We start from the raw sequence: 14,111 nt of genomic DNA, 5'->3' as shown, positions 1-14,111 counted from the left end.
TGGGTTTCGGCTCTTGCACTACAGTTCAGCGACACACTATAGCTTGTCATGCTGACGCAGCTTGCCTGCCGGCAGGCAGGGAAGCATCTGTCTTCGCTACAATCAAACGATAAACTGCGGAGGAACAATACAGATGATCGTACCTTATTATAACAATACAAAAGTGTACGATTGTTCCTGCTTTGCCATAAGAAGTAGTAGACCGAATACCCCCTGCGGGAGCATTTGCGACGGATGCCTGATTATCCGTATTTTTGCCTGTTATGAAATACCAGTTAGGCGACACGGTTTTACTGCTTCTCTCGGATGAGGAAGGACAGATCATTGATATTATCAATGAAAAAATGGTAATGGTAGATGTGAAAGGCGTTAAGTTTCCAGCGTACTTAGACCAGATTGATTTTCCTTATTTCAAAAGGTTTTCTCAAAAGAAAACAGATCTTAAAAAGCCGAAGCAATATGTTGACGATATAAAAAAGGAAAAGAACAATGCGAAATACAAGGTAGGTGAAGGCGTATGGCTTGCTCTTTTGCCGGTATTTGATAAAGATGTATTTGACGATGATATTGTGGAGAAATTTAAACTCTATCTTGTTAATCAAACAGAAAATGCTTTTTCCTTTACCTATGAGTTGTCGCTTGCAGGAGAAGCCGAGTTTGAATTGAAAAATGAAGTACTGCCGCTGAGCGATTTTTACCTGCACGATGTGCCTTTTGAAAACCTGAACGATACACCTAAGTTCTGGTTCGAATTTTCACTAACAAAACCCGATAAAGCCAAAGCGGAATATTATGAAACCTTTTTAAAGCTTCGGGCTAAACAGGTGTTCCAGAAAATTGAAGAAATGAAACTGAAGCAGGAAGCCAGTTTTTCATACCCGTTGTTTGAAAAATATCCCGATCGTATCATAGAAGAAAAACCCGACTTAGATAAGCTATCAGCAGCAGGATATAAAATATATGAGTCTGCAAAAACAAAGGCAGGCGCTCCTCCCCGAACCGTAATTGACCTGCATATTGAAAAGCTCACCGATCATTGGGAAAAAATGGGCAAGGCCGAGAAATTAGACCTGCAGTTAAAAACCTTTGAAAAATATTATGACCTTGCCCTGCAGCATCACCAGTCTATGCTGATCGTTGTACATGGGGTAGGCACCGGAAAGCTGCGGGATGAAATTCATGATATTCTCCGCCATAAGAAAGAGGTAAAATCTTTTGTCAACCAGTTTCACCCCTCTTTTGGCTATGGTGCAACGGAGATTTATTTTTAACCCCCTACAAAATGGAACGTATCAGTCCTCCGTCTGCACGCAGTGCCGCACCATTGGTGGCAGACGCCAGCGGACTAGCAATATATACCACAAGACTGGCGATCTCATCAATGGAAGCAAAACGTTGAATGAGGGAGGTTGGCCTCAGATCCTTAAAGAAATTCTTTTCCACTTCAGCAACAGAAATATCATCCGCTTTGGCCATATCCTTTATAAAGTCGCCAATTCCCCTTGATTTTGTGGGACCTGGCAAAATGGTGTTAACCGTTACATTGGTTCCTTTTGTTAACTCCGCAAGTCCCCTGCTCACCGCAACCTGGGCGGTTTTGGTAACGCCATAATGGATCATTTCATCAGGAATAAGAACAGCCGATTCGCTCGAAATAAAAATGATACGACCCCAGTTCTGCTTTAGCATTGCGGGGAAGTAATGGCGGGATAACCGCACACCACTCATAACGTTGATCTCAAAAAAACGAAACCAGTCTTCATCCGGAATTTCAACAAAAGGCTTTGGTTCAAATATACCGGCATTGTTAACTAAAATATCAATTTCCGGAAGCTGTGCTATTATATGATTAACCTCCTCCACTTTTGAAAAATCGGCCGCAATACCTGAAACATTTGAGCTCCCTGTTAATGCTTTTAACTCCTGCACAGCCTTATCCACACCTTCCTGCGACCGCCCGTTTATAACAACAATGGCCTCTTCTTCCAGCAGCTTTTTCGCGGTTGCAAAACCGATGCCTGCCGTTGACCCGCTGATAAATGCGGTTTTATCTTTTAGCTGCAAGTTCATATTGGATTTTATTTTGTGTCATTAAAGCCTTAAGATTGGTTTGCACAGTTTGCACAAACAGGGGCAGCGCGGAAAGATCATTGCCCCACAAGCTGGTATCACTTAATACCTGCTGCACCAGTTCATCGGCCTCATATTTTTTCCATTGTTCAAAAAAGTAAACTGCTTTGTCATCGTTGATGGGATAGAATTTTCCATTCAATTCTCCCCTATATCCATCGCTTTCCTTTTTTACCGCTTTCATAAAAAGCAAATAAGCGGCAAAGCCCAAAGCTATATGTTGGGGCGCCTTGTTATGATCAGCAAAATACTTCAGCAGCACCGGCACCACCCGCATTTTCATTTTTGAAGTATACTGCATGGTTATGCTGATCCACTGGTGATTGATATAGGGGTTGCGAAACCTGTCTAACACCTGCAAACCAAAACGTTCAGCTTCCGTTGCATCAACTTTAGCGGGAATGGCGGGAGCAATCTCGTTGAGCATTAGATCATGTACGAACTGTCCGAACGCCTTATCTTCCATCGCGTCTTTTACCGTATTAAACCCGGATAAAAAAGCGAAGCCGCAACTGAGGGTATGCGTTCCATTGAGTAAACGGAGTTTGAGCTCTCGATACATTTCTATATCCGGCGCAATGATCACGCCGCTATCGGCAGGTGCGAAAGACAATATATCTTTTACTTTGTCATCTCCCTCAATAGCCCATAACCGGTATACTTCACACATGATCAGCAATTCATCGGTGTAGCCCAAATCATCTTCTATCTTTTGCTTTGCTTCAGCAGCCGGCTTTCCCGGCACAATGCGGTCTACAAGCGAATTACAAAAACTATTGTTTGCCTTCATCCATTCCATAAAAGCAGGTTCCAGCTTATTGTATGCAGCTAATTTGGAAACAATAGAAAAAAGCTGGTCGCCATTGCCTACAATTAATTCAGTAGGAATAATAACCATACCTCCATCTGCCTTACCCCCACAGGCATTATACCTTTCATATAAAAAGGCCAAAAGTTTTGCAGGAAATGAAGCCGGCGGTCTCTGCCGGATATCCTCTTCCACCAATGTTATTCCAACCTCTGTGGTATTGGAAATAATAATTTGCAGTTGAGGATTATGCGCACATTTTAAAATTTCATCCCACTGTTGCTTTGCCGATAATACCCGGCTTATAGCCGAACAAATACGGTTCTCTTCAACCTTTTCTCCTTTATCTATACCACGCACACACAAAGTGTATAATCCATCCTGTTCTTCAAAAGCATCGGTTCCACCGGTGTCTGTTGATTTTACCACTACTATCCTGCCGTTAAACAGGCCCTGCTGATTGGCTTTATCAATAAAATAATCGGGCAGACCCCGCAATAAAACACCAGTACCAAATTGTAAAACCTTCTCCGGTAAATCAAACACGTTGGTTCCCGGTTTTTGTCCTGCGTTGCTTTTGATGACTGAAAGATTGCTTTTGTTTAATACCATATTGTGAAAAATTCGAAGTCAAAAAATTCTAAATCCGAAAAGAACCAAAAATCAAACCTGTCCGCCGTGCCGGATAACAAGAATCAAAAAAAAAACAAATAAATCTAAAACCCGAAATCCATATGATAAACCTGTTAGGACTGCTCAGCACCAAAGCACCCCGCAGTCCTGACAGGTTCCATATTATCTCACCTGCCCGTTACCCCTGATCACCCATTTTTCGGTAACTAATTTTTCAAGCGCAAAAGGTCCTCGGGCATGGAGCTTTTGAGTGGAGATACCAATTTCGGCACCCAAACCAAATTCTTCTCCATCGGTAAACCGTGTAGAGGCATTATGGTAAACGGCGGCGGCATCTACTTCATGCAAAAAATATTCAGCCTGTTTTTTATCCTCCGTCACAATCGCTTCCGAATGCTTGGTAGAATACTTACGGATATGGTCAATCGCTTCTGTGGAATCCTTCACCACTTTAACAGCGCATTTCAAATCAAGAAACTCTCTTCCAAAATCAGCCAGGGTTGCCCTGCGCAGATGGGGATAGCCTTTTAATATTTTATACGCAGCCGGATCGGCGAAAATCTCAACATGGTACTGGCCCAGCGCCGGTTGCAATTTTTGTAAAAAGGCCGTAGCTATGGATTGATCTACCAGCAACGCGTCCATAGCATTACACACGGAAGGGCGGGACACCTTTGCATTAACCGTGATGTTCACCGCTTTACTGATATCGGCTTTCTTTTCCACATATACATGACACACGCCTGCTCCTGTTTCAATAACCGGAACCAGGCTGTTCTGCCGCACATAACGGATAAGCCCATCCGATCCGCGCGGTATCAGCACATCCACATATTGAGTAGCAGTAAATAATTCCTGCACGGTTTCTCTTTCCGAAGGCAGCAAAGTAACCACAGCGGCAGGAAGCCCGTTCTTTTTTAGTACCTGCTGTATAATGCGGATGGCTGCAAGATTCGTATGCTCCGCTTCACTGCTGCCTTTGAGCACACAGGCATTGGCACTGCGAATGCATAAGGCGGCGATATCAAATGTAACATTGGGTCTTGATTCGTATATGGCGCCCACCACTCCCAGCGGAACAGCTATTTTTTCAAGCAATAAGCCATTCTTTAGTTTTCGTTTCTCCAGTATCTTTCCTGCAGGATTGGGCAGCCGGCTCACTTTACGGATGCTCTGCGCGATATTTTTAATCCTTTTTTCATCCAATCTTAGGCGATCGGTACGCGGATTGCCGGGTTCCTGCTTTGCTACGTCAGTTTGATTCGCTTTCAATATGGAAGCCTGCTGCTTCTCGAGTTCATCCGCCAGCATCAGTAATATCTTCTTCAACTGTTTATCATCCATCGCCCTTAAGTGCGGAGCCGCCTGGTATGCTTTTTTTATTTGTGCAATTGTAGTGCTCATTACTGTCAATTAAAAAATAACAATGTCATCGGCGTGCGCCGCAACAATATTTTTATGTGCAATTTGTTTACTGATCTCGGTTCCGCTGAGCTTTGCTTTGGCCACGCCTACAATGGTTTCATCTTCATCAATCAATTGTATTACCTCGCCGGCAACAAAATTACCTTTTACTTTTTTGATCCCCACGGTAAGCAGGCTCTTTCGTGCATGCAAGGCTTTTGATGCGCCTTTATCTATATATACGCCGCCAATAGTAATTGACCCGCTGGCAAGCCATTTCTGGCGGGCTTTGAGGTTGGAAGGCTGCGCAACAAAGGTGGTGCCGTTTTTACCGTGCAGGGCCGAAATTAAAGTATCCTTTCCGCTTAACCCACAGATGATCACTCTTATTCCAAGAGAAGCAGCCAATTTGGTGGAGGTGAGCTTGGAGAGCATGCCGCCCAGTCCCAGGCTGGATTTTGTTTTGGATACATAGCCGAGTATGGTGGCATCAATTTTTTGTACAATTGGTATGATATTTCTTTCATTGTCCATTAATCCCCCGGCGGAAGTGCAAAGGATCAGGCTGTCGGCATCGAAGCCGATAGCGATCAATGTTGCCAGTTCGTCGTTATCTGAGAACTTGAGTTCGATATTGCTTACCAGGTCATTTTCATTTACTACCGGCAAAATATCGTTCTGCCAAAATTCGCCAAAGGTTTCCTTCAGTTGCAGGAATTGTTTCCGGTTGGAGAAATGATGTCTTTCGCATAAGGCCTGCGCCACCGTTATACCATGCGCCGAAAAATATTTATGATACAATTGAATGAGCATGGGATTGCCCACCGCTGCTGCTGCTTTTCTTTCTGTTAACGTGCCCTTATATCTCTTAAAAAATGATCTGCCGCTGCCTACTGCCCCGCTGGATACCAGCACTATATTATATTCTTTGCTAAGTGTGGCTATTTGCGCCGCAATTTTTTTTATAACAGACTGATCAATCTTTCCTTCCCCATCGGTAATAACAGCCGTGCCTAACTTAATGACCAATACCTTTCTTAACATGAATAAACCCTCATTTTAGAATAGTTGCAAAAATACGGAGGAGAAGGAAGATTTAACCATCCAAACTTTTCGGGTGAGGCAGCCGGCACAGCAAAAGCATACCACCTGCTTTAAAAAATTGAAATACGGAAGGGGTTTTTTAGATACTTTTGCCGGGATGATTGATAAGGAGAGATGCCAGAGTGGTTGAATGGGACGGTCTCGAAAACCGTTGTACGGGCAACTGTACCCAGGGTTCGAATCCCTGTCTCTCCGCAAGCCGGTAAATGACCCCGCAACCGCGGGGCATTTTTGTTTTCACGAGCGTGCAAAGCTTGCTTTGCAAAGTGAGTGGAAACAAAAATGGAAGTGAGCGAAGCGAACGGTCATTTACCGGCTTAAGCCCGCCCGCCGCAGGCGCCAGGGATCATTTAAAATCATCCCTTTTAGTCGAAGCATACGGCTTCGTTCGCCGAAGCTTCCACTAACGGTCTGTGTCTCACCGACCGGAAAGTTTCGCCTACCGGTGTGGCTTAACACACCGAAACACTCACTATTTATACCCTCGCAGGTGAAGACACCCACCAGTAAAAAGCCGCTAAACCTGCAATTTTTTTCACTATCTTCAGCTACCGTATATCAGCACAATTGCGCTAACCCAATGTTCATCAGTTTGCTGAACCCATGAATGCTGCAACCCCTGACCTATTTTTCACAACAAACAGTATCTCAAACGCATCATTTTTACCTGTCTGTAAAACTGCCATATGACAAAAAAGATCATCTTTTCAATGTGCATGGTATTTGTTTGCCTTGCTGCCTGTAAGCTGCTTCCCGCACAATCCACAGCCTTCCCGATCACCATGCATACCCGCGATCCGCAAACAAAACAGTTGCTCTCCAATACCCAAAACGTGGATGCATCCCACATAGCGATTGTGATCATAGATCCCTGGAACTACCACTGGTGCATGACCTGGACTGAGCAGGCCGGAGGAATGGCAACCCGTATGAACCGTGCGCTTGCCGGTGCAAGGAGTTTGGGCATGCAGGTGATCTGGGCGCCCACGGATGTAGCCAGTATGTATTCGGGTTGGTCGCAACGGCAGCGGGCAATGGCTGTTCCTTACAGCGAGGTTCCCAGCAACCGGAGTTACTCCTGCACCTTTACTACCCCTTATGATGATTGTATGTGCGGTCCCGGCATTTACTGCAAGCTTAACTACGGTTGGGATGCTATGAGTGCTGATATGAAAATAGCCGATCAGGATCTTATTGTAGCTGGTACAAAAGAATTGTATTCACTATGTAAAACAAAAGGCATAACACATCTCATTTATTTTGGAGGCGCTACCAATATCTGTATCTCGGAGAAACCCGAAGGGCTAACCTATATGTACGGCGCAGGACTGGAAACGATATTCGCCCGTGATATGGCTTTTGCCATGACAGTTTATAACCCCGCTACTGCTTATACACCCAGTAAGGGAAACGAACAGGCTGCAGACGACCTGGAGCGCGCCGGCATCCCAACCACAGTTTTTGCTGATGCATTGCGCAGAGTGGGTAAGTGGAAAGACGAATGGATTACAGAGCCGGTGCGTATTACTCCTGCCGGTACGATAAACCGCCCGTATTTTTTTGAAAACACGGAAACAGTTACCCTGGAAATTCCTTATGTAAAAGATGCCGTGATCAGGTATACAACAGATGGCTCAGCTCCAACGGCATTGTCGCCGCGGTACGATCGCCCTTTTGTATTGAACAAAACCACTACCTTAAAAACGGCTGCTTTCCACAGCAACAAAAAAGTTTCCTTAGATGGCAACGCCTTTTTTGTACACATGCCGGCGGTGCCCCCGCAGCCGGATATTGTTGTTTCAACTGTTGAGCCTGTGGAAGATCTGTACGGAGCCATGCGGGCTGATTATGCAGCATGCCTCTGGAAACCTGCTGTCAATACTTCTTATGAGGGCAAACCACTGCGGATCAGGGAGCGAACGTTTAAAGAAGGATTGGGCATGCGTGCCAATGCGTACACGAGGCTGGATCTGAAACCCGAATGGAAACGTTTTGTTGCACTCGCCGGTGTTGACGATAATATGCTAACGGTGGAGAATGGCCGAAACATTGCCATGTATCCCAAAATGGTTTTTAAAATATTTATTGACGGGAACCTGGTGGCCGAAAGCCCCGTAATGCGCATCTCCCAGGAACCCTGGCGTTTTGATGTGTCCATCCCTGCAGGCAGCCGCCAGATCGTGCTGGTTTGCGACGATGGCGGTAAAACAAGCCCTTATAATCTTGGCAATTGGGTGAATGCCGGGTTTTGTAAAAAATAAGGTTAACATGACTGTTTCAATACCTTTCAAACGATAAGATGTTTCACTACCAATTCTTCCCCGCTATACTTTTATTGTTTGCCACCTTGTATGGAAACGGCACTGGTACAAATATGCTTCCCCCGCAACATGCGGACTTACATCAAAGCGATTCCATTCCCGTATCCGTCCGGTTTTCCAACGCGGCACAAAAGCAGCTATGCGTTCCCGTTATGGATCCATTGAGCAGGGCCACCCCCTATTTCGACGGCGGACTGATGGGAAACGCCCCTGGTCCGGGCGATTACCAGCCCTACGGCGAAGGATCCTTCATAAAGAAAAATGGCAGCTCGGAAGGCAAATATGTTATCACCACAGGCGTGTGGAAGCTGTCGGTGGGCGATAAGCCCATTGTGCGGCTGTCATTGCGCGACACGGGCAGCGCCTATGCCAAACCCGCTATATTGCCGCACCTGGGCGTAAACGGGAAGATCCGCCTGGAAGTCATCTCCGGGAAATCCAGAAAATACCTGGATGCATTCAGCAGCATCACCACCACTCTATCGGCTGGAGAACCCCAATGGATATGCGAAGACAGGCAGATGAAGCTGAAGCTTACGCTCACAGCCCATACTTTCCTGGAAAACTATGGCTGTGCCTTAACAGCGCATGTAGAAGCCGCTGAGGGAAAAAAAATCCAGTTGAACTGGCATTACGAAGACGCGCGTTTTGTAAAAGACGGCGGCGCTTACAGCGAATTCAGCTACGACCGGTACACGCGCATCTTCACCGGTTCCACCAGCAATAAAGCCGTTTATCGCGGAGGCGTTACCCAAACCAGTCTTACGGCAAACAAGACAGCCCCGGCAGCAGACACATTGATCTGTGTGTGGGGCTATACAGATTATGACCGCCAGGCAGTTGATGATGCCGTTAAGCGGCTGCGGTACCGGCCTTTTCCCTCACAGGAATGGACAGACCAAATGCAAAAAAAATGGTTTCATCACTGGATTCAAAGGGGGCTGGACCCGGAAAAAAAATTTTTGGCAGTTGTAAGCAATGCAAACCTGCCCATTACCCAATCCAAACAATACTGGGCGTCCATGCAGAACAGGGTACGGGTGAAAACGGGAGATGCAGCTTTCGACAACGCCGTTCAAAGTCTTGGCTCACGCCTGATCTCCAATTATGAGTATCCTGCTTATATGCACGGAAGCAACTACATGAAGTATGGAAAAATAAATTGCGGATTATACGGGCATGAAGCCGCGGGTTTTCATGAGGAAGTGGCTTCCACGCTCCGGTTCATCAGCGGCACACAGGATGTTAAAGGACGCCAGCGCTATTTTGAGCCGGCGTTTACGATCAGTACATGGGCGGAAGAGATCAATCCGTATTTCATTGACCAGGTGTGGTACCATTACCGGTGGACCGGCGACAAAAATTTCCTGGTAGAAATGTGGCCCACCGTGCACAGGGCGCTTGAGCATTTCATTGCCACCAGCAACCCTCTGCACAATGGCTTTTTTACCGGCTATTATGAAAACTGGAATGGCGACGGCAAAAGCCGGGGCGGATCAGGAGCCTTATGGACCGCCATGGCCATTAAAGCGCTAAGGGCCGGCTATGAAATGGCCACCATTTTGGAAGTTGTGGACTGGCAGCGGGAAACCTTCCAGGTAACGGATAACCCTTCAAAGGATGGCGATTTCCGGGAAAGGTACAAGCGGCTCCTGCAAAAGACCGAAGCGGCCTATGAAACCCGTTACAACAAAAAGATCGGCGCTTATAGTTCGGGCGACTGGAATGCCGAACTCCGCAACATGCCGGGCAATGAGGAATCCAACTATGCCATATGGCGCGGCATAGGCGATCCCCTGAAAAACTATACTTCCATGCGTTTTATCAGGGATCATTATCACCAACCCACAACCAATGGCGTAATAGAATACAGCAATAAAGACTGGCCGGTGTGCTGGAGCAACCATTACGACAGCTATGCCGAAGCCATGAGCTCCATCGCATCTGCGGCTATGGCAAATGACATGGACCATTACTGGACATTGCTGAAAACGGCTGCAGAAAAAATATATACCGTTCCTGAATGCACCGCCATTGCCGGCGGCAGGTCATTGCTCAGCCTCGAGAGCGACCAGATGTTCATGATGGCGGTGCTGGACAATGTATTTGGGATCAAACCTTATTTTAATGAAAACCTGCTCGTGATCAGGCCCTCCTTCCCCGGGCAATGGAAGGATCCCTCCATTGAGATCCCGGATGTGGCTTACGCGTATTTTACGGGCAACAACCAAATAACATTGCGCGTCAAAACTCCTGTTGACAGGATACTCCGGGCGGAGATACCGGTGCGACAGGCCGTAAAAGAAGTTACCATCAATGGCCGGAATACAAATTTTGAAATCCGCAAAGAAGTAAACTACTGCCGGGTGATCATAAGATCGGATGCAGCAGCTTCCGTGCATGAAATACAGATCAAATTACACCCCGATGATTTTTCCATTACCGGCAACACCAACGGCATTGTTAACCGCGAAGACAGTTTCCGCATCAGCAATGCAGCCATCGTGGGTGTTACCAGCCCGCAGGACAATCCCGGCACCATACATGTAAAAGATGGAACGATATGGGTGCGTTTTCCCCAAACCGGCAAATTCACTTTATTCGCCGAACTGAAGAAAGGCAATATATCCTGGTTCCAGCCGCTGGAGCTCAGCATACGGGATCCCTGGACCATAAGTGAAATATACGAGGCATGGGAAGAAACCGGTAACGGCTCATCAAAGCCGGCAAAATTATTGTCGCCCGCCGTTGATCATAAGAAAAAGACTTTGCGGTTCCGTCTTACCAATAATACTATTGTTCAACAATCCGGCGATATGCGGGTTGAGATCAACGGCCGTCCTTTTGTTCATCGCATTACCCTCGCGCCTCACGCCACGAATGATTTTGAAATTCCTTTGAACGCAGTTTGGGCCGAACTGAGCCGCGGATCATTATCCTTTACAGTGGACTTCATGAACGATAAAAAAACAGCGCACGCCATTGACTGGCAGTTGCCGCAGACGGAAGCGTTGGCAAAAAAGATCATCCCGCTCAATATCAGCAGCCATTACAATACCAGTCTTGCCGAATTGTACGGGAACAATGCTTTCAAATGGCGCATAGACTATACAGGCGCTGCCGTGGGGGTTGACTGGCGCGACAGTTTATTCACAGACTCACTGGGGTATAAGCTCTTTTCATCGCCCACCAGCGTCATCAGCTATGGGGTATTGCCGGAGCAGATGAGCCCTTCGTGGTGGTGGGTGCCCTCTATCCCGGATACCCTTAGCTACCCCGTGCCTTTTTCTTTCATTGAACATGCGCCCAACAAAAACAACGTGCTCGCTTTGGTAAATGCAGAGAACAACCAGCATATTCCCGCCCAGGCTATTGTTCATTTACAAAATCCGGCTTTTGCCGAAAAGATATACCTGCTTACCGCCAACCTTACCAAAACCAGCAAAAGTTATTATCCCGCTGCTGAAATAGAGATCGCATATGAAAAAGGAGAAAACCAGGTGGTTCAACTCATACCGCCCTATAATATGCCATCCATGGTGCAGGCGTTTTGTCCCAACGCCTTCGCGGTGCCGCTTGGGGAAATCAAAAAAAAGCAGACCATGAATTTTGATGCACCCGGACTTTCCGTTACCGACCTGGTAACCGATCCCACAAGAAAGATCAGGGAAATACGGTTCAGGTGTGTAAGTTCTGAAACAGCAATGGGTTTGATTGCTGTAAGTCTTTTGCAGGGGACTCGGTCGTTGAATGCTCATTAACCGAATATGAGCAACGCATTGATCAAACAACAAGCCGCCATTTTTTTTTACACAATACCCTTAATTTCATTAAATTTGGATCCATCGAAGCCCGCACCCGCACAAAACTCAATATTCAACCCGGCCATTTACAACCCATGATTTTGACTCAATCATTCGAATTACCTGCGCAGTCCATATTGCTATGATCACCCCGTACGCTTATCCATTAATACGCGCTTAAAAGCGTTTATAAGTACTTATAAATATTTTAAAAAGAATGGCCAAAGCGATGAGTTGGCGGTACTGCAAAGCGACACACTATATTAAAAACATTTAGAACTGACTGATGACGAAACCTGTAAAAAAGAACTCTCTAAAAGACGACACTTTATCGGCAGTTGGTGCATTCTTGTACGACGAGAGATTTCCGACACTGCCCCAATTAAAGGAAGGAATTGTAGAGTTAATAAATTTGATTGCAGACTATCATGAGGAAGGTCAAAAGCTTTATCCTGAGATTTTAATTGTCACAGACTGGGACTACTTTAAGTCAATTTCAAATAGAGAAATTGTCGTAAATACAGCAGAACTTTCAACATCAGAATTTGTAAAAACGCAATGGCTAAACTTGACTTCCGGTACGAAGGAACAATGAGAGCATGCGAAATTAAAAACGGGAAATTTATAAGTTTGGACATTTACGCTAAAATTAAAACTGACTGACCGCAGACGAAAAACAGAATGCCGCCGAACCACTATAACACGGCTTTTGCGCCAGGCGACCGGCGTGAAAACCCAGAGCGTTGGGCTTTTATTCCAGTTCTGAGCTTATTGATAGTTTTGTGCTCCGAAATCCGCCCGAACGCAGGTATTAAAGGTAAAACCACCCGCCGGGTTTGGTTCGCCAACAGAAATCATAATTGAGTTTGGCAGCAAACAAAATTATTTGGACGCAGCAAAAGAACAATAAAACGATGTTACAAAGCTGTCTGATATTAAATGGAAGAAAAGAAGAAAAATACCGAAGGATTTATTCCCGCTCATGGCGGTTACCGGAAGCTGATCACTTATCAGAAAGCGGAAATCATTTATGATGGCACGGTTTATTTCACCAAAAGATTTTTTCAGAAATACGACAGAACCATAGACCAAATGGTGCAAGCCGCCAGAAGTGGTAAGCAGAACATTGCCGAAGCAAGTATGGCATCTGCAACTAAAGAGACGGAAATAAAGCTAACCAATGTCGCAAGGGCTTCACTGGAAGAACTGCTGATAGACTATGAAGATTTTTTAAGAACAAACAAATTACCAAAGTGGGATAAAGAACATAAATTAGTTGCCAGATTAAGAGAACTAAATAAAATACCAAACGGCAACTATGAAACTTTTAAAAAGGCAATAGAAAATGAAAGTCCGGAAATTTGTGCCAATGCCATGACAGGCTTAATTAAAGTAGCCACCTACCTGCTGAATCAGCAGATAAAACAACTGGAGCAGGCATTTATTAATGAAGGAGGTTTGAGGGAAAGAATGACCAAAGCAAGAATTAATCAAAGAAATAAAAAGTAATAATATCAAAGGACAACAACGACTTCAACGACACGATAAACTGTCCTAATCGTCTTTTTAGTCCCTGGAAACAGAAACCATAATATGAGCAATATTTCAGGTACATTATCCGCAATACGAACAATCTTGTAGAAGACACAAAAATTGAAGGACAAAGTATCACTGATGACTGTACCAGCCTGTTCTTTATCGCTCCACGACTGTAACTTAAGGCAAGTCATTTATGTAATTGCCAGTAATTCGGGAAAAATCCGAATTACTGCTAAAAAAATTATATAGATAAGTTTCCGGGAGGATATACAAGTTTACAGTGAGCAGCCTATAAAGAAGAAACTCCTTCTGTACCTGCGGAAAGAATATAAAAGACCGCATGATAAAATTGATGAACTGGTTAAACAG

Annotated in this window: 9 protein-coding genes and 1 tRNA gene; 6 read left to right on the top strand and 4 right to left on the bottom strand. The window is 45.4% G+C overall.

Translation table 11 applies throughout. The annotated features are described in order from the left end of the window. The first annotated feature begins 263 nt into the window (after window positions 1-263). On the top strand, window positions 264-1,271 hold the full coding sequence (locus FRX45_RS05530; RefSeq protein ID WP_152267394.1) for a Smr/MutS family protein: 1,008 nt from the start codon (window positions 264-266) through the stop codon (window positions 1,269-1,271). A 4-nt stretch (window positions 1,272-1,275) separates the two neighbouring features. Here FRX45_RS05530 and FRX45_RS05525 read toward each other — a convergent pair whose 3' ends face one another. From FRX45_RS05525 to proB, 4 genes are all read right to left on the bottom strand, one after another. Continuing rightward, window positions 1,276-2,070, bottom strand: a complete 795-nt coding sequence (locus FRX45_RS05525) for an SDR family NAD(P)-dependent oxidoreductase (protein ID WP_152267393.1) — start codon at window positions 2,068-2,070, stop codon at window positions 1,276-1,278. Next, window positions 2,048-3,550 carry a tagaturonate reductase gene (locus tag FRX45_RS05520; protein ID WP_152267392.1) on the bottom strand — a complete coding sequence of 501 codons (1,503 nt, stop codon included), beginning with the start codon at window positions 3,548-3,550 and terminating at the stop codon, window positions 2,048-2,050. The genes FRX45_RS05525 and FRX45_RS05520 overlap by 23 nt, the downstream gene beginning before the upstream one ends. Window positions 3,551-3,733: 183 nt before the next feature. Continuing rightward, window positions 3,734-4,975, bottom strand: a complete 1,242-nt coding sequence (locus FRX45_RS05515; protein WP_152267391.1) for a glutamate-5-semialdehyde dehydrogenase — start codon at window positions 4,973-4,975, stop codon at window positions 3,734-3,736. Window positions 4,976-4,984: 9 nt separating this feature from the next. Further along, window positions 4,985-6,019 (bottom strand): glutamate 5-kinase, encoded by a 1,035-nt coding sequence (gene proB, locus FRX45_RS05510; protein ID WP_152267390.1) that lies wholly within the window; start codon window positions 6,017-6,019, stop codon window positions 4,985-4,987. Window positions 6,020-6,187: 168 nt separating this feature from the next. Here proB and FRX45_RS05505 point away from each other — a divergent pair. The 5 genes from FRX45_RS05505 (at window position 6,188) to FRX45_RS05485 (ending at window position 13,712) form a co-directional block, all read left to right on the top strand. Then, window positions 6,188-6,274: transfer RNA gene (locus FRX45_RS05505), tRNA-Ser, on the top strand. Window positions 6,275-6,765: 491 nt separating this feature from the next. Further along, window positions 6,766-8,340, top strand: coding sequence for an NPCBM/NEW2 domain-containing protein (locus FRX45_RS05500; protein ID WP_152267389.1), 1,575 nt, complete (start codon window positions 6,766-6,768; stop codon window positions 8,338-8,340). A 38-nt stretch (window positions 8,341-8,378) separates the two neighbouring features. Further along, window positions 8,379-12,161, top strand: a complete 3,783-nt coding sequence (locus FRX45_RS05495; protein ID WP_152267388.1) for a hypothetical protein — start codon at window positions 8,379-8,381, stop codon at window positions 12,159-12,161. A 328-nt stretch (window positions 12,162-12,489) separates the two neighbouring features. Further along, window positions 12,490-12,798, top strand: a complete 309-nt coding sequence (locus FRX45_RS05490; RefSeq protein WP_152267387.1) for a hypothetical protein — start codon at window positions 12,490-12,492, stop codon at window positions 12,796-12,798. 344 nt (window positions 12,799-13,142) lie between these two features. Beyond that, the gene (locus FRX45_RS05485) at window positions 13,143-13,712 is read left to right on the top strand and encodes a four helix bundle suffix domain-containing protein (protein WP_152267386.1); all 570 of its coding nucleotides are present in this window, start codon (window positions 13,143-13,145) and stop codon (window positions 13,710-13,712) included. The last annotated feature ends 399 nt before the right edge of the window (window positions 13,713-14,111 follow it).

The sequence above is a fragment of the Agriterribacter humi genome, from assembly GCF_009192765.1.
GTDB classification, from domain to species: Bacteria; Bacteroidota; Bacteroidia; order Chitinophagales; family Chitinophagaceae; genus Agriterribacter; species Agriterribacter humi.
The sequence above is the reverse complement of the archived record's forward strand: the minus strand, read 5'-3'. Positions and strand labels throughout refer to the sequence as shown.